The 18,539-nt window shown below is 31.4% G+C and carries 16 protein-coding genes; 2 read left to right on the top strand and 14 right to left on the bottom strand.

The window, feature by feature from the left end:
* Positions 1 to 74: 74 nt before the first annotated feature.
* Positions 75 to 2,357, bottom strand: a complete 2,283-nt coding sequence (gene ppsA, locus VW161_RS02040; protein ID WP_304087925.1) for a phosphoenolpyruvate synthase — start codon at positions 2,355 to 2,357, stop codon at positions 75 to 77.
* Between the two features lie 180 nt (positions 2,358 to 2,537).
* On the bottom strand, positions 2,538 to 3,020 hold the full coding sequence (gene rplJ, locus VW161_RS02035; protein WP_295605458.1) for a 50S ribosomal protein L16: 483 nt from the start codon (positions 3,018 to 3,020) through the stop codon (positions 2,538 to 2,540).
* 553 nt (positions 3,021 to 3,573) lie between these two features.
* Between rplJ and VW161_RS02030 the strand changes: the two genes are divergently transcribed.
* Positions 3,574 to 3,819: a KEOPS complex subunit Pcc1 gene (locus tag VW161_RS02030; protein ID WP_325192675.1), complete on the top strand. Its 246-nt coding sequence runs from the start codon at positions 3,574 to 3,576 to the stop codon at positions 3,817 to 3,819.
* Between the two features lie 168 nt (positions 3,820 to 3,987).
* Complete coding sequence (locus VW161_RS02025) at positions 3,988 to 5,175, top strand: B-box zinc finger protein (RefSeq protein WP_304087927.1); 1,188 nt, start codon at positions 3,988 to 3,990, stop codon at positions 5,173 to 5,175.
* 302 nt (positions 5,176 to 5,477) lie between these two features.
* On the opposite strand, the gene VW161_RS02020 is transcribed toward VW161_RS02025, so the two are convergent.
* The 12 genes from VW161_RS02020 to VW161_RS01965 form a co-directional block, all read right to left on the bottom strand.
* Positions 5,478 to 6,212 (bottom strand): peptidylprolyl isomerase, encoded by a 735-nt coding sequence (locus VW161_RS02020; RefSeq protein WP_304087928.1) that lies wholly within the window; start codon positions 6,210 to 6,212, stop codon positions 5,478 to 5,480.
* Positions 6,213 to 6,529: 317 nt separating this feature from the next.
* Entirely contained in the window at positions 6,530 to 7,672 is a 1,143-nt protein-coding gene (locus VW161_RS02015) for a nucleotidyltransferase family protein (RefSeq protein ID WP_442919847.1), read from the bottom strand.
* An 86-nt stretch (positions 7,673 to 7,758) separates the two neighbouring features.
* Complete coding sequence (locus VW161_RS02010) at positions 7,759 to 7,938, bottom strand: hypothetical protein (protein ID WP_304087930.1); 180 nt, start codon at positions 7,936 to 7,938, stop codon at positions 7,759 to 7,761.
* A 430-nt stretch (positions 7,939 to 8,368) separates the two neighbouring features.
* Complete coding sequence (locus VW161_RS02005; RefSeq protein ID WP_304093596.1) at positions 8,369 to 9,619, bottom strand: dihydroorotase; 1,251 nt, start codon at positions 9,617 to 9,619, stop codon at positions 8,369 to 8,371.
* Positions 9,620 to 9,908: 289 nt separating this feature from the next.
* The gene (locus VW161_RS02000; RefSeq protein ID WP_304087932.1) at positions 9,909 to 11,141 is read right to left on the bottom strand and encodes a 4Fe-4S binding protein; all 1,233 of its coding nucleotides are present in this window, start codon (positions 11,139 to 11,141) and stop codon (positions 9,909 to 9,911) included.
* 15 nt (positions 11,142 to 11,156) lie between these two features.
* The gene (locus tag VW161_RS01995; protein WP_304087934.1) at positions 11,157 to 12,584 is read right to left on the bottom strand and encodes a Ni/Fe hydrogenase subunit alpha; all 1,428 of its coding nucleotides are present in this window, start codon (positions 12,582 to 12,584) and stop codon (positions 11,157 to 11,159) included.
* A 1-nt stretch (position 12,585) separates the two neighbouring features.
* Entirely contained in the window at positions 12,586 to 13,512 is a 927-nt protein-coding gene (locus tag VW161_RS01990; RefSeq protein ID WP_295605476.1) for a F420-nonreducing hydrogenase, read from the bottom strand.
* Positions 13,513 to 13,532: 20 nt separating this feature from the next.
* Positions 13,533 to 13,958 carry a hydrogenase iron-sulfur subunit gene (locus VW161_RS01985; RefSeq protein WP_295605478.1) on the bottom strand — a complete coding sequence of 142 codons (426 nt, stop codon included), beginning with the start codon at positions 13,956 to 13,958 and terminating at the stop codon, positions 13,533 to 13,535.
* 988 nt (positions 13,959 to 14,946) lie between these two features.
* Positions 14,947 to 16,188, bottom strand: coding sequence for a SufB/SufD family protein (locus VW161_RS01980; protein ID WP_304087937.1), 1,242 nt, complete (start codon positions 16,186 to 16,188; stop codon positions 14,947 to 14,949).
* Positions 16,160 to 16,918, bottom strand: a complete 759-nt coding sequence (locus VW161_RS01975; protein ID WP_304087938.1) for an ABC transporter ATP-binding protein — start codon at positions 16,916 to 16,918, stop codon at positions 16,160 to 16,162. Before VW161_RS01975 ends, VW161_RS01980 begins: the two co-directional genes overlap by 29 nt.
* A gap of 333 nt (positions 16,919 to 17,251) precedes the next feature.
* A complete protein-coding gene (locus VW161_RS01970) occupies positions 17,252 to 17,530 on the bottom strand; it encodes a PRC-barrel domain-containing protein (protein WP_292777407.1) in 279 nt (92 codons plus the stop codon).
* A 391-nt stretch (positions 17,531 to 17,921) separates the two neighbouring features.
* Positions 17,922 to 18,539 (bottom strand): NTP transferase domain-containing protein (locus tag VW161_RS01965; protein ID WP_325192673.1); only part of this gene is annotated, 618 nt, incomplete at its 5' end.

Here is an 18,539-nt window from a genome sequence, read left to right as displayed (position 1 = left end):
AAATAATAAATAATTTAAAAATAAAAAAATAAAGATTTAAAAGATTTAACTTTTAAATCCAAGTCAATTTAGAATTATAATTGTTTTCTTGCTGCATCAAGCATGATTTTCTTTTCAGCTCTTGCAACAGTTTTTCTTACTTCTTCTACTGCATCAGTATTGGAAGATACACTGGTAATTCCAAATTTAACAAGTTTTTCAACAATATGAGGTACACTGCCTGCTTGACCACAGATACTGCAAGTTACACCTGCTGCTGCACAATGCTTAATGGTTCTTTCAATTAAAGCCATTACTGCAGGGTGTTCTTCGCGATAGTGTTTTGCAACAAACTCATTGTTTCTGTCTACTGCAAGAGTGTATTGAGTCAAGTCATTGGTACCAAGACTTACAAAGTCAATTCCTTCTGCAATGTATTCATCAATCAAGATAGCTGCTGCAGGAATTTCAACCATCATACCAAATTCAACATCCACTTGAGGTTCCATACCTACCTCTCTGCATAATTCCTTAGCTCTTCTGAGTTCAGAAGGATGTTGTGATAATGGAATCATGATTCCAATGTTTTTGTAACCTTTATCGTGAAGCTTTTTAATTGCTTTGAATTCTGCTTTTAAGATTTCAGGTTCATCCAATTCTCTTCTGATACCTCTCCAACCTAACATTGGGTTGTGTTCTCTAGGTTCATTTTCCCCACCTTCAAGGGTGATGAACTCATCAGTAGGAGCATCAAGAGTTCTGTACCACACAGGTTTTGGATAGAATTCATCTGCTACTTTTAAAACACCTTCAGCAATTGTATCAACCAATTTGTCTTCTTCACCATCAAGGATGAATTTTCTTGGGTGAACACCAGTGGATAACATCATGTGTTCAGTTCTGAGCAATCCTACACCATCTGCACCGGTTGCTGCTGCTTTTGGAGCTGCTTCAGCCATACTTACATTAGCTTTAACTTCGGTTACAGTGATTAAAGGAGTTGCAGACACTTGAACTGCACCAGCACTTGCTTCCTCACTTTCAGCACCTTTAATGATACCTTTGTATACTAAACCCTTTTTACCGTCAGCAGTAACTTCATCATTTTCTTTTAAGGTAGTTGTTGCGTCTCCAGTACCTACTACACAAGGAATTCCTAATTCTCTTGAGATAATAGCTGCGTGACAGGTTACTCCACCTTCATCAGTTACAATACCGGTAGCTCTTTTCATAGCTGGCACCATATCAGGAGTGGTCATAGTGGTTACCATTACATCTCCATCTTGAACCTTATCAAGTTCATCAAGACTTAAAATAACTTTAACAGTACCTGATGCTAAACCAGGACTTGCACCAAGACCTCTGATTAAAACTTCTAAATCCACTTCTTCCTCTTCAGCTTCTTCTTTCTTAGAATCGCCTAAGGTAGTAATTGGTCTGGATTGTAATAAAAATAAGTTTCCATCATGGAATGCCCATTCAGTATCTTGAGGTTTGCCGTAATGACCTTCTACTCTTTTAGCCATTGCAACAAGCTCTAATAATTCCTCATCAGATAAAACTCTTTCTTTCCTTAAATCTTCAGGAACATCAACTTGAATGGAGGTTCCGCCTTCTTCATTAGTGAACATAGTTTTCTTGTCACTAATGGTAACATTTAATACTTCATTAGTTTCTTTATCTACAGCGTAGTTATCAGGAGTTACAGATCCGCTAACTACAGATTCACCAAGTCCCCAAGAACCTTCGATTAAAGCAATGTTTTCACCAGTGGAGGGGTTTACAGTAAACATAACACCTGCCTTATCGGAATCTACCATTTGTTGAACAACTACTGCAATGTAAACTTGAGAGTGTTCAAAGTCATTTTCTTCTCTGTAGAAAATAGCTCTTGCTTCAAATAAGGAAGCCCAACATTTTCTTACATATTCAATTACATTATCTAATCCTTGAACGTGCAAGAAAGTATCTTGTTGACCTGCAAATGAAGCTTCTGGCAAGTCTTCAGCAGTTGCGGAAGAACGAATAGCTACATCAGCACCATCTTCTTCTCCAACTCTTTCGGATAATTGGTTGTAAGCTTCAGTAATGTAAGTGGAAATTCCATCAGGTATAGGAGTTTCAATGATAATTGTTTTAATTTTTTCTGCAGCTTCTTGAAGCTCTTTAGTGTTATTAATATCTACTTGGTCTAAAATATCCATAACCTTGCTAAAAATTCCAGTGTCTCTCATAAATTTATCATAAGTTTTAGAGGTCACAACAAATCCTGGAGGGACTGGAATACCTGCTTGGGTTAATTCACCTAAATTAGCACCTTTACCGCCAGCAATACCTAAATCATCTTTACTTAAATCTTCAAATTTTTTAACGTACATTGTTCTGCTCCTTTTTAAACAATAGTCCTTAATCAATTTTCAATAATTGAATGATTATGACGTTTGGATATTAAATTAAAGTCCAAATAAATATATTTTAAGATTTTTAATTTTTTATTAAATTAAAATTAAGAATATTGATAAATGAAAAATTTAGAGATTTTTCAAACAGCCCAAGACTTATTTGACTAAATCTGCACCTTTTTCAATAACAATTCTACAAGATACAGGCATTTTCATACCTGCTCTTTTTAAAGCGGTTTTAGCGTCTTGGAAGTTTTTAGGGTTTACATCAATAGACATGATTTTTTGATTGGTTTTTACTAAAGCTTCTACACTAATCGCTTTACCGAAAGCGTTTCTCATACCACTTTGTACCCTGTCCGCACCTGCACCGGTTGCCATAGGGTTTTCTCTTACGATGTTGTGAGGGTATACTCTTAATTTTAAGTGGTATCCTAATCTACCAGCAGATCTTTGCATGTATCTGTTAGAAGCAATACGAGCTGCTTCTAAAGCATTGTGTCTAATTTGAGCTGGTTTTTTAACTGCTAAGGATACTCTTACAGGGAAATCTTCGGATAAGTTACCCATATCATATTGAACAATTCTGTTATTTGGTATTTTTCTAATATATTCTCTTCTTGAATAAGCACGAACCATTACTAGTCCTCCATATAATCATAATTAAGAATTTATTGTGTGGAAAGCTATTGTACAAAGCTATTTCTAAATATTGCACATTATTAATGCTTTATTAAGTTCTAATCTAAAATACACAAAAATTCTTGAAATTTTTTAATCAGCTAAAAGCCGAAAAGTAATTGTTCTATCAGAACAAAGAAATAATAGCTATTTTGCAAAGTATAATCCCATATTAAGAAAATATAAGCTATAATTATATTCTTATTATCATACTTTCCTATCCTAGCCATATAAAATTGAGAAAATTAATAATTGATTTTAATATATGAATATTATATATTATTAATTTATAAAGTTAGATAGAATGTTACTATATATTTTTTTAAACATTAATAAATGTTACCCTATATCATATATAATTTTAAGATATCATATGAATTTAAAATAATGATGATTAAAAAAATGTTAAAATGAAAATAAAAATAAAATGATTAAAAAATTTATAATTGAAATTACAAAACAATGATTGTATTAGAATTTTAATTTCTTAAAAAATTTATCAGGTAAAAGGATGAACATCAAATCAAATATTAAAATGGAATATAAAGATTCCCAATACGCTGAAATTGTCTATAAATCCCTTGAAGTGGATAATGAAGGATTTGTACAAAGCGTCTTGGATGGAAATGTAATAAATTTCAAAATTGAAAGTGATAAGTTAGGCAGTTTTTTAGCTACAGCAGATGATCTCATAGCTTCTGAAATATTAGCTGAAGAAATAATGAAGAAAACAAATGAAAAAGATATTTCAAAATAATGAGACTGAAAAAAGATACAACGAAAAAATTAAAAAAAAATAAAAAAAATTTTAAAAGATAAATTTAATAATAATTAAAACTAAAAATATATAACACTATAATGATATAACACTAAGTTATATTTTTTCTCATAATATAATAAACAAGGACAAAAATGAAGTGTTAATATGGAATGTCATAATCACCCAGATAGAGAGGCTGTGGCAAATTGTTCATTTTGTGGAAAAGCAATTTGTCCAGAGTGTAGTGTGGAGATTGGTGGAAGCATTTATTGTAAAGATTGTTTAAATGACATCATTGCAAAAACCATGGTGGCAGAAGAAACTAAAGCAGATTCTCTAAAAACTGCAGAAGTAGATGAAGAACCTGCAGATTTATTTGAACCAATTACTCCAATTCAAGCAGAGGAACGTCAAGTTGCAGAAGAGATTGCAAAACCAGTTGACAAAGCTCCTGAAAACTTTGAAACTGATTATGAATATGAAACTGCATATGTTGAAACTTACGAAGAAGATGGAGATGAGGATAGCTATTACGAAAATCCTGAACCTATTCCTGAACCTGTACCGGAATATAGGGAACAGGAAAGAAAACTTAAAGCAAAACCTCAACCAACCAGACCTCCTATTGAACCTATTCATACTGGAGACATAGATGAGGATTATTATTATGAACCAATTCCTAGTGAAACCCCAAGTAATGAACTTGAAGCAAAATATGAAAGATATTTAGAAGATTTATATTATGATGAAGAAGAGGATGTAGTTCCTCCAGAACTTCTTGAAGAAGTTGTTGAAGAACCTCCTAGGTCTAGAGCTCCTAAAGAAAAAAGGAGAAGGAAGAAACAAGCGAAAAAAGAACGTGCAGCATATGAGGAAGCACCTAGAAGACAAAGACCTAGAAATTATCCAAGGGATGATGAATATTATATCAACCCTAGAGATGAATACGAAGAAGACTTTATAGTTCCATCCCATAATAGAAGAAGAGTTCCTCAAAGAGATGCTGAAAGTTATGAGGAACTCAAAAGAAGAATTGAAAGAAACTACGAACTAGAACAGCAAAGCAAAAAAAGAGGTCGCTTCAGAAGATCTAAAAAATCAAAATACGATTATGATGACTATGATGAACTAGAAAATATCCAAGAGATGCACAAATATCCAGTGGAAGAAGAAAGCGAAAAACTTTCATTCACTGAAATCCTTCTTGCAATCATCTTAATCATTTTAATACTATTACTTATCTTATATGTAATTTACTTATTCAGATTAAGTGGAGATTACGCTGGTTTCATAGAAGCTCTTACAGGATTAGTCCAAAATCCTGGAGAATTCATTACTAACGTATTGAATTAATTAAAATAATAGAGAAATTATTTCTCTATCTTTTCTTTTTTTAACACTTCAATTAATTTTTATTCTTTTTCTTTTTTTACTTATTTGACTTATTTGACTTATTTGACTTAATGCTAATTTTACTAATAAATATAAACTCATTTTATTAATTTAAATTTTTTTAATACATATTTAAAAAAAAAAGTAAAAAGATCTATTAGAATAAGGATAAAAATTGATAAAAATAGTTATAAAAAGTAGTTAAAAATAATAAAAAAGAAAATAAAAAAAGTAAAAAGTAAAATGAAAAATAATTAAAATAATTATTCTTCTGCTTCTTCTTCAGCAGGTTCTTCTACCTTTTTCTCGAATTCATCTACGAATTCAACTTTTTCGTAATCCATATTGTCCCAAATGTCTTTGGAAATTCTGAATCTAGCAAAAGTTACATCCATGTATGATTTTTGATCGAATCTGGTGATTTCATCTAATTTGATACTTACTTTGTCACCATCGATTTTGATTTCAGTTTTGTCTAAATCCATGTTAGGGTAGGAGTAGTGTAACTCAATCATACTTTTGATTTTTTCTTCATCATCTTCAATAACTTCAACTACAGAAACATCATATTCTAAGTTTTTACCAGCTAATTCGTGGTTGAAGTCCACTTTAACTCTTCCACCGTTTACAGAAATGATTTTACCGGTACCTGCATCTGCAGTGATTTTCATACCTCTAACAGGAGTCATACCTTGTTTTTTGAATTCTTTCATTGGAATTAATTGAATGAAGTTAGGGTTTCTTTGACCAAAACCGTTTTCAGGAGTTACAGACACGTGAACAGCATCTCCCGCTTCAGTTCCAATAATAGCATCATCAATAGCTTTTAATAAATGATTTCCTCCAACGATAATTGGGATTGGACCGTAAGTTTTATTTTCTACTAAAATACCTGCTTCTTCAGCGATATCTTCGGAAGTAGTATCAAATACTTCATCAGTTTCTTTTATTTTTCCAGTGAAATTTAATCTTACAAAATCTCCTTCTTTAATTGCCATAAATAATTCTCCTATAATCTTTATTATAAAACAAATTACATTTTTAAATATTAAGATATGTCTTTACTTCACAGCATACTCACAGTTCAAAATAATCAAATGTAATTAATAATAAAATTGAATAGTAAATTTAATAATTTAATATCAATATAAAATATCTAGCTAATTAAAATAAAATTTTTTAATTAATCAAATATTCATTATATATTTTTAATAAGTGATATTATATAATGTTTACTAATTTAATAAAAAATTTAGAAAAAATTTAATAAAAAATATGCTAAAACTTATTGTAAAAAATTTTAAAAATAGGGATATTAATCAGCAACTATATTTTTTACAAATCTATTGCCGTTTTCAAATACTTTTTCTTTAAATTCCTCTAAAACATCCTCATTTTTATAATTTAAGACACGTACAGTGCTAGGGTAATTATTGATATATTCAGAAATCATGTCTGCATTGATTCTTGTTTCTAAAATGCTTAAAACCCTATTTTTAAAATGGCTGCTAAAACCATAGAAAAGGGAACTTTCAATTTCGGAGAGTGATTGGAATGGTTTTTCCTCACGCTTTTGAACTAATTCATTAGCCAACTTTTCATTAAAGAAATTTAATTTAAGCAAATCGGCATAAGGCAAATTGTTTGCAGAATCAATAATGTATTCTTCAACTCTTAAATCATGCAGTGGTGCTCTATCCTCATTGATTTCCCTTTCTAAAATCCTAAGTGTTTCACCTGGCAGCATTGATTTTACTGAGTCTAAATTATTCTCTGAACAAGCCTTACGAATCAAAGTCCCACTTACGCCTTCAATACGTGGAACAAAAATGAATTTGTCCTTAAAATCAAATCCTATCTTTTTCAATGATTTTGAAAATGAAACTATAACGTAATTATCCTCTTCCAGTTTTCCATTATAGATTACTTCTTTAGTATCCATATCAACGATTTTATAAGGTTTTGGAGCTACACCGTGACCTAAAGAAATCCTATCCAATATCTTTTCATAACCATCAAAAGGCCTGTAGCCTCTTGGTATGAAATCAGTGTTTAATGCATGGAACATTTTTGTTAAACATAAAGAGTATTGGCCAGATCCCATAATTCCCATAGGTGGCCCTTCAACAACAATATCTGCACCTACAGCAATAGCTATTTCCGCCCTTGTTTTTCTATGTAAAATGTAAGGTAATCCTCTACCGCTTCTTTCAAACAATCCAGGAACGACAGCAACAAATAAACCATCAGGGATTTTTTCCTTTGCAGTTTTCATACAGTGAAAATGACCATTGTGAAGTGGAGAATACTCTGTAAAATCTGCAATTAATGGTCTTGAATTAGAGGATTTCTTTAAAAATTCCTCATCAGAAGCTAATTGGGAATATTTTTTTGAATTTTCAAAATCCTTGAAGAATGTTTTCCTATCATTCTCTTGAATCTCTTTTATAAAATCTATTGAAGGCATAATATATAATATAATGATTAAAATTTATAAAACTATTTAAAATTAAAACCAAAAATCCAAAGCAGAATTTTTTAGAACTATTCAAAATCCTCATCGATATTATCCTCAATCCATAAATGAACTGCTTCTTCCATAGCTTTACTGTACCATTTAGGCTCAAATCTAAATTTTTGAGAAGCCATTTTTCTAAACTTGTAATCTAAATTCTTATCAATAACAATAGTAACTCTTTTTTCATCACTTTCTTTAGAAGTCATATAATCACAACTGATGAATTTTTATAATTAATCTCTTTAAGCTTAATTTTTTAAACTTGATTTTTTACTAGATTTTTATACTCATTAATCTGTTTACTATATGTAACTATTTATAAAAAAACATTCTTAAATCGATGTTTTTTGCAATTACTATAATATATAGTTTTTATTAATAAAAAGATTTTCTATAAAGCTTTTAAATTAGAAAATAAGAATTATAATTAATAATTGACTCAAAATTATGACAATTTTACAAATTTGAATCAATGTTAAAAATTAATAAAAAAGAAATTTTAAGATTAAAAATATAAAAATAAAAAGCAAATTGAAAAAGTGAATAAAAAAGTGAAAAAAAGTAAATGAAAAAATAGATGAAAAAAATAAATGAAAAACAAAAAAGAGCTAAAAAATAAAATAGAAAATGAGCTAATTAGATTAAAAGATCATTTTCCATAACTATTTCTCCATTGACTATTGTCATAGTTGCCTTACCTTTATATGAAAGCCCATCAAATGGAGAGTACTCCGCTTTTGTATAGAAAGTATCTATATCGAAGATTCCTTCTTTATTCAAGTCAATTACCACTAAATCAGCATCATATCCTTCTTTAATGAAACCTTTATTCACAAGATTAAACCTTTTAGCGGCATTTTCTGAAAATATCTTAGGAATTAAACTTAAATCTAGATTTGATCTATTGACTTCAGTCAACAATAATGACAATACTGTTTCCAAAGATGGAATCCCCGGACTTGAATCCCAAACTCCTTTGGTCTTCTCTTCTAAACTATGAGGAGCATGATCTGTACCGATCATTGAGTTTGCATTTAAGTCATTGATCGTGACGTTTTTACCTTTTTCCCTTAAAGGAGGATTGGTTTTTATAAGTGTTCCAAATTCATTGAATGCTGTATTGTCATACAATAAATGATGAGGAGTAAATTCATAACTGACATTGTTGGAAATGGCTAAATTCATCGCATTTCTAGTGCTTAAATGGCAAATGTGTAAATCCACACCATATTTTTTAGAAAGCTCAATCGCTTGAGATACAGATGCATCTTCAGATTCTGCAGGTCTGCCATAACTATATGCAATTGCTTCACTCTCTTCTGCTAAGTTTTTAGTGGATTCCAAAACAATATCCCTTTTTTCAGCATGAACCGTCACTATTGGCTTTTTAATTGCATTTTCTCCCAATTTAGAAATGTCTTCAAAAATTTTATCTAAATTCGCATCAGTTTCCAAATCCATAAATACCTTAAAGGACATTGGGTTCAATTCGAGAATTTTTTCCATTTCATCAAGGGTGGAATATCCTGCATGAAGTCCAAAATTAACAATAGACTTTGATTCCGCAATCTTCTGCTTTTCCTTAAAAACTTCATATGTATTGGTTTTTGGAACAGTGTTAGGCATATCCATAACAAATGTAAATCCGCCATGAGCCGCAGCCATAGAACCGGTTTTGAAATCTTCCTTATAAGTCAATCCAGGATCTCTAAAATGAACATGAGGGTCAATAAGACCTGGCAAAACTAACTGTCCATTAAGGTCTATTTCCTTGTATCCTTCAATTGAAGATTTTGATATTTTAGCTATCTTCCCATCTTCAATAGCTACAGACATACCATCAGAATAATCCAATAATTTTAGATTTTTTAAAACTAAATCAAACATAAAATCACTAGTATTTTTAAAATAATTTTAATTTAAAACAATTTCTACAATGATTAAAATTTTTAATCAAACAAATTATAATTTTATAATTAATTTAATATTTAATTTAATATTTAATAAATTTGATTAAAATAAATGAAAAATTTTAGTTAAAATAAGATTCATTGAAAAATTAGTAAAATCATTGCAAAAAAGAAAAAAAGTAAATAAAAAAAGGCACTTAACCCCATTGTTAAGTGCCTTATACCTAAATATTTAGGTTTAATTTTGTTTTGTGTTTAGAGCCTACCTATTTTAAGGTTAAGGATTTAGGAGTACACTTTTCGAGACATTGTTCACAGAGAGTACAAAATCCAGCAATAGGTAAGTTAACTTTGTATGCTTTGTGTAACATATCATATGGACATGCGTCAATACATTCTCCACATTCGTCACATTTAGATGGGTTGAAGATAATTCTATCTCTAGATACTACTTCACCATCAATTTCTTTGTCTACATAGTCTAAGATTAATGCGTCGTTAGGACATACGTTAGCACATGCACCACATCTTACACACATGGTGAAAGATTGTTCGCCCATATCTTTCTGACGGGAAGGTACTTCCATTCCTCTTTTTGTAACTACTTTTATAGCTTCAGTAGGACATTTTAAAGCACAACCACCGTCAAAGAGACATTTTTCTTCTTCCCAACAGATACCTTCGCTAGAACTGAATTTGGATGCACCATATTCAACATCTAAGTCAATTGCATCTACAGGACATACATTTACACAAAGACCACATGCAGCACATGCTTCTGGAAGATCTACAGTCAAGTCAGATTTAGGAGTGATGAAACTTCCAGGACAAATGTCAACACAGGAATTACAACCGATACATGCTTCAGCGTCTAAAGTGAATGATTTCATGTTTTTAGTACGTTTAGCAGGGTTTGCATTTTCTGCGATGAAAATTGCATTCCATGGACAGGATTGTGAACATACTCCACATTGGATACATTTTTCTTCATCTACTTCGATAGGTTCTCCGTAAGCAGATAAGGTGATTGCATTAACAGGACATTCAGCTACACATACACCACATCCTTTACAATCATCAATGTATACAGGTCCTTCTGGTTCAATAACTCTGCTTGCAGGTTCTTTTACTCCAGGAACTCCGATAACGTCTACAGGGCAAATGTCAACACATTTTTGACACATTACACAGAATCCTTTGAGGAGTTGGGAATCTTCTGCATCTAATTTAAGAGTTTTGGAAGGACATGCGTCTACACAATCTCCACATTCATCACATTTGGTTTTGTTAAAGATTAATCTAACTTGAGTGTTTCCTTCTTCATCAATAGCTATGTCTTCTACTTGTAAAGCACCGTTAGGGCAGACTTCTGCACATTTAGGTTCTTCGTTACAAGTATCACAGTAAACGATGTGATCGCCTACTTCAATAGCTGCTGTAGGACAAACGCCTTCACATGCTCCACATTTAATACAGCTATTTTCATTGAATACTATCATTTTAACACTCCAAAGTTAGATTTTTTTAATCATATTTCCTTCACTGTCATATACTTCTACAGTAGCTAATCTCATTTGGCTATCCATAGTGTGGGTAGCACAAGATAAACATGGGTCGTGAGCTCTGATAACCATTTCCATTAAGTTGAAAATTTTGTCATCTACTTCTACGCCAGGTTTGATGTAGTCTTTAGCTACTTGTTGAATACCCATTTCCATTGCAGGGTTGTTTTGGATAGTTGCTACAACGATGTTTGCTTGGGTGATTAAACCTTCGTCATCAGTTGTGTAGTGGTGGATTAAAGTACCACGAGCAGCTTCTACAATACCTGCACCTTCACCAGCAGTTCTTTCTAATGCTTCTGGGAATTTATCACCAGATAAGTCACCTTCTAATGCATCTACAGCCATTTCAGCAGAAGCTAATAATTCGATTAATCTTGCCCAGTGGAATAATAATGGGTATTGTGCGTAACCGAATTTGTCTCTGAAGTCTTCTAAAGCACCTTGTGCTAAAGGAGCTGCATCAGGCATTTTGTCACAAACATTAATACGGGATAATGGTGCTACTCTGTAAATACCTTCTGGGTATCCTAATTCTTTAATGTAAGGGAATTTTAACCAGGAGTAAGGTTTTACATGTTCAGCAATAATATCTTTGTATTCAAGGTTGTTATATTCAGTGTAAATAGAACCGTCTTTGTCTTTTATTCTTACTTTACCGTTGTATACGTCCCAGTCACCATCTTTGGTTACAATACCACAGTGACGGGTGTCACCGAAGTATCCTAAGGTTTTGACTAAGTCAATTTTTTCTTCTAAGATAGGTACTGCTAATTCAATAGTAGCTTGTGCTAATTCTACGTTTTCTTTAGCTTTAGTTAATAAGTCAGCTTGAGTTTCTTCATCTAATTCAGTGGAAATACCCCCAGGAGTAGAGGAAGTTGGGTGAATTGGACGACCACCAGTTGCAGATACAATATCTAAACCGTTTCTTCTGATTTTAATAGCTTGTAAAGCAACTTCCGGCATATCTTGGATAATTTGGAAAACGTTTCTAGTTTTTCTGGTTCCGTCAGGAATGACTAAATCAGGTGCTGCTAAGAAGTAGAAGTGGAGAGCATGAGAGTGCATGAAAGATCCCCAGTTCATTAATTCTCTCATTTTGTAAGCAGCAGGTAAGATTTCGTCATCATCAAATCCATAGATTTGGTCAACAGCTTTAGCAGCTGCTAAGTGGTGTTGTACATCACAAATACCACAGATTCTAGGTACAATACGAGGTATTTCCTCAGCTGGACGTCCTTGTAAGAATTTTTCGAATCCTCTAAATTCCATAACATGTAATCTAGTGTCTTCTACATTTCCTGCTTCGTCAAGGTGTACAGTAATTTTTGCGTGACCTTCAATACGAGTTACAGGTTCCATAGTAAGTTTTACCATATTATTTTCCTCCTTTTTGCATTTTAGCAGGGACTAAAGCAGCTGGTAAAGTGTAAGTGTAGAAAGTACCTACAATATCATCTAATTGGTCAGCTACTTGTTCAGGGTCTACGGTTTTATCTTCGTTAATACCGTAGTCAGATGCAATCGCAGAAATCATTTTTGCACCTGCATCGTTTACTTTAGCGGTAGGTCCGTAACAACCTCTACATGGGATAGCAATACTTGGGCATTGTGCACCACATAAGGATACGGTTGCAGGTCCCATACATACTAAACCTTGAGCAATTAAACATAAATCATCTTCTGGTTTACCAACTTCAAATTGTCTTTTAATGAAGTCCATAGCGAGTCCAGCAGGTGGTTTTTCTCTAGGACATACTTCACAAAGGTTAGTGGTTGGTAATTCGATAGTTCCTCCGTTTAATAAGGTAAGAATAGCTTCAGCTACTACGTCAGATTTTGGAGGGCAACCAGGAATCATTAAGTCAACTTGAATTGCTTCACCTAATGGTCTTACTCTGCTTTCTAAGGTTGGTACATCTTCGTTAGGAATGATTCCTTCTGGGTTTACAGTACTGCAAGAGTTAATGTAACCTTCAGTAGTTAATTCTTCTACAGTGTGTAAGTTACCGAGACCAGGAATACCACCGTAAGCAGCACAAGTACCGTATGCAATAACGAGGCCAGCTTTTTCTCTTAACATTTCTGCTAATTCTCTGTTTTCTTCGTTTCTAATTCCACCTTCTACAATGAGTACGTCTAATTCAGGTACTTCATCATATTTAGTATCACATAATACCGGTGAGAATTCGAATTGTGCTAATTCTAAAACATCTAATAAAGATTCGTGAAAGTCCGCAATGGATAAGTGACAACCGGAACAACCTCCGAGCCACATAGTTCCTACTTTAGCTTTATCTGCCATAAATAATCCTCCATTTAAATTTATCCTTCAGCATCTAATTGTGCTTTTAATGGGGAAGGTCCTAAATCTTTAATTCTGTTTACCATCATTTTTACAGAACTAGCGAATTTTTCTCCTTCAGAAGCAGAAATCCAGTCGTGGTGGACTCTTTCTCTTCCGATTCCCATATCTTCGACTAATTTATAAACTAATCTCATTCTTCTGTCAAGTTTATAGTTACCTGCATCGTAGTGGCAGTCACCCATGTGGCATCCTGCTACGAATACACCATCAGCACCGTCTCTAAATGCTTTTAAAATAAACTGAGGGTCAATTCTTCCAGAACACATTACTCTAATAACACGAATGTTAGGTGGGTATTGCATTCTTGCAGTACCTGCAGTATCTGCTCCACCATAGGAACACCAGTTACAACAAAACATTACAATTTTTACATCTTCAGACATAGAGTTTATCCTCCTCTATTAAAATTTTAGTTTATAGTCCTAAAAAAATTTAATTTAATCTAAGACTCATCCAACTATTTCAATCCAATAACCATTAAACCATATTATCAAATCAAAACTAATACAATTCAATTCATTTAATACCGATTGAAAATATTAAACTTTATTAAAATTGAAATAATTGAGATATTCAACATAAATAGTTTTCACTATTTTTAATCTATAAAGATCCAAATCAAAAATCTTAATAGATTACCTTCTTGAATCCAAATCAAAAAATTCAAGAATTCCGTTTAAACTTTAAAAATCAAATCAAAATTTTTAAAGTTATAGATTTCAATCTAATTTCTTTTTTAAAAAAGTTTTTCAAATCTATATTAAAGTATGTTAAGGCATACTTTAATCTCAAATCATCGTACGCTAATGAGCTAGCTCAGCTTAACATTAATGTACTGATTATATATTATATTAAATATTAAATATAAAGGTTACTTGGAAAGGGAATACACAAGATTTATATAGTATAATACTTTTTTTAAAAAAGATATTACATAACTAAAAAATTTATTTTTATTTATACGAAATATTATTGGAAAATAACCATTTTTACCAATAAAAATTAAGAAAAAACAAATCAATTTTACTTAAATCTAAAATGAAGAATTTAAATAAAAATAAATTAAGTTTTAAAACATTAAAACAATTTTTATAATCAAGAATAAAATTTGAAAAAATGGCTTAAAATTAAGGAATACCTAAATAAAAGAATTTGAGAAATTTTTGAAAAATTAAAAATTTAGGAAAATAAAAATTTTTTTAGAAAAAAATGAATGAAAAAATGATAAAAGTAATGATTAAAACTCATAATGAAAATCATGAAAAATTGTAAAAAAAGTTAAAAAAATAGAAAAATAAAAAGAGAGAGTTAAGAGCAATTTACTCCCAACTAATGAAAAGATTTTGTTCAAACTTTTTCTAAAAGTTTGAACTACATTCCATCTAAACTCATGTCAATCATTTTTTGAGTTTCAGCAGCTAATTCATCTGGCAAACCAGTGATGTCCATGCTTAGGAAACCTCTAACAATCATGGAAGCCGCTTCCTCTTCAGTCAATCCTCTTGAAGTCAAGTAGTAAATCTCTTCTTCATCGATTTGACCAACTGCTGCTTCGTGAGACATTTCAAGGTTTGCTGCATTTGCCTCAAGTTCTGGAACTGCATAAATGGAGGAATTGTCATCTAAAACCAATCCATGACATTCTAAGTGACCTTTTACATTAGGAACATTTCCAGATAAATGTCCTCTTGAATAGATTCTGGAATGATCATTAGCAACAGAACGGGAAATGATCTCAGCACTGGTATTAGGTGCATTCAAAATAGCTCTTGAACCCATATCAATAATTGAGTCATTGATACCGCTTTGAATACTTTGGAATAATGCCCTTGCATTTTCACCATTACAGTAAGTGGTAGGATAAGACTGAATAGATTTAACTGGACTGGTTAAAATGTAATTATTGATGTAAGTACTGTTCTTTTCCTGATAAATTGCAGTTCTCGGACGTACTTCCACTTGTTCAGCCCAGTTGTGGACCATAGTGAAAGTTACTTTTGCACCAGGTTTTATGTAAATTTCAGAAACGCCTACGTGAAGTGCAGAGGAAATGTCATCGCCAGTTGCACAACCTGTTATCAAATGAAGTTCTGAATTCTCTTCAGCAATGACAATGTTGTGAGCGGTTTGCATAACGTCTTGGTCTGCAATGAACATACAAGCTTGAACTGGGAATATTTCCTTGGTTCCAGGTAATGATCTGACAAAATAACCACTATATGCATCATTTTCAGATTCTTGTAACGCACATTGTGCAGTGTATTTATCAACATCAGGTTTTACAGCTTTCCACAAGTAATCCTTCAACCAGGAATGCTTATCCAATGCAACACCTAAGTTCATAAGTTCAATGGAATCAGATATGGAATGTGAAAAGATATTTGATTGATCCATTTGAACAAAAGAACCTGCTCTTTCTTCAGAATTAGCATCTACCCCTACTTTTAGGATAGTCTTTTGAGTTTTCTTGCCAATATCTTTTAAGTCATCAATTACATCAAAAGCATTAATGTCCTCTGTAGTGAAGTTTTCAATGACAACATCTGTACCTAACGCTGCCTTTTTATCTTTAGCCTTTTCAGCATCATGAGTTACATTCTGCACAACCAACACATCCTTTAAATCCTTCTTTTCTAATGTCTTCTAAAATTTCATCCGGGTCACCAGAACAAGCAATTACACCATGCATCAATACATGTGCCTTATCTGCTTTAACAAAATTCAAAATGTAACCTAAGTGAGTAATAAGCAAACCTGCCTTTTTCCTTTGACCAGGTTTTTTATCCTTATCCAATAAAACATTCAATTCACCAGCTAACAATTCAACATTTTCAATATCTACACCGGAGTCCGGTTCATCAAACATGGTGAAAAGTGGTCCTTGAGCAAGCAATTGGAGAATTTCAGACCTTTTAACTTCCCCACCGGAAAATCCTCTGTTAACATCTCTGTCTAAGAATTCATCACTGAATTTTAATTTTTTAGCAAGCTCTTGCATTCTTGGATTCAATTCTTCATCAGGGTCTTGCTTGGATTCGAATTTCAATAAGTCCCTTACACTAACTCCACGAATAGCCGGAGGGTTTTGGAAACTTACTCCAAGACCTTTTTGAACTCTTTCAGTGGTTGTTAAATCAGTGATGTCTTCTCCATTGAATATGATAGATCCTTCTACAACCTTATATTTTGGGAACCCCAAGATAGTTAAGAATAATGTACTTTTTCCCGCACCATTCGGACCTAAAAGCACATGGGTTTCCCCTTCTCTTATAGCAAGGTTTACGCCATTTAAAACACGTTTACCCTCTACTTCAACAACTAAATTCTTTACTTCAAGTAACATTATATCAAATCCTTATTGATTTAAATTACTAAGATTAATATCAATTAAATTAAAAAGCATTATTACACTGTTATAACAATAGTTATAACGGCATTATATAACAACCTTATATAACAATAGTATATTTATTTTATTATATAAAAACATTACATTTTTAATTTAAGTCTCTGTAAAAAAAGTAGATCTTTGAAAAAATAGTTTAGATAAAATAAAAATGATAAAACAAAAATTAGAAAAAATAGACCAAATCAATTAAAAATAGTTATATTAAGTGTAAATTTAAATTAAGTGTAATGAAAAAATAAAAAATAAAAAAAGTGAAAATTAGAAAAATTATTCAGTTACAATAATAAATTCTCCAACTTTTTCTATTTTGGTGAATGGGATTAATAATAAATCTCCTCTACGTTTTGCACCTTTTACATGAATATTACGTCCAGCTTCTACTTTTACTGCAATATCCACGATTTTACCAGTTTTTTCATTAATAATTAACTCATCAAGCACTCCTAAAATACGAGCATTATTAGTAGCTACTTGATAGCTTTTAATTTCACTCCATAATTTTTCTTCTCTTCTATGAGTATTAGGTTTAGCAACAGCATTTTCCATATTTTCACCGATAAATTTTATAAAAATGATTGAAGGTATGATTCGTGTTTTAGTTTTTTATAAAAACACTCAATTTAAAATAACTAATTTTAATAAAATATAGATTAGTTTACCTTAATACTGTTTATATTTAAAGAAATATATAAAGTTATTGATATTTTTAGTAAAAATAAAGAAAAATAGTATAAAAATCTAAAAAAGAGTAAAATATAATGGGAATAAATGAAAAAGAATAAAAAATTTTAAAAATTTCTTATTTTCAAATAATATAACAATGGATAAAACTGAAAAAAACTAAAAAAATATAAAAAATTGGATTAATGAAAATAGTAAAAAATATGCTAAAAAATATGCTAAAAAATATGCTTAAAAATCTAAAAGTTGTTGAAAATTATAAAAATTTATTGGTTAATATAGCTGTCTCGATAGTATTTACATTAAAAATTAACTCATGCCTTGAAATAATTAAAAGTTGCTCGTCCTGAACGACATTTTCACTCCGAAGTATGTTAATTCCTGAAGGGACATTTCCATTAAATTCATAGGAATAATTTATCGCATATTCATCAAAAATTTCAACTGGAACTGAGACTGATAATGCAGGTTTGTCTTGACTTAAATAATAGTTTAAGATTTCATCAAGAATATCCGCACCAACCAATGGCAAGTCTGCATTGATGAAAATCAGAATGTCATCCTTGGACCTTGACTCAAAAATTTCCAAAATGTTAGAAAGATCTTCAACAAAACCTTTACCTAAAGTATCCAAATAAAAATTATTTTTTTCACTTTCATAAAATGAATCATCAAAATTTGAAAAATCCAATTCATTTATTAAAAACTCCTTTGTGTTTGGAGCATTTGGACTGACTGCAACAACTGTCTTTTCAATTAATTCTGATTCATTAATATTATCCAAGACATAACTCATCAATGGCTTATCATTTAAAGGATAAAGTGGCTTTTCAATATCTGACTTTAATCTTAAGCCTTTTCCACCTGCCATAAC

Origin of the sequence: Methanobrevibacter ruminantium, from assembly GCF_016294135.1 — an archaeon.
In the GTDB taxonomy this organism is placed as follows: Archaea; Methanobacteriota; Methanobacteria; order Methanobacteriales; family Methanobacteriaceae; genus Methanobrevibacter; species Methanobrevibacter ruminantium_A.
Note: the sequence above shows the minus strand (reverse complement) of the source record. Positions and strands in the feature narration are given on the sequence as shown.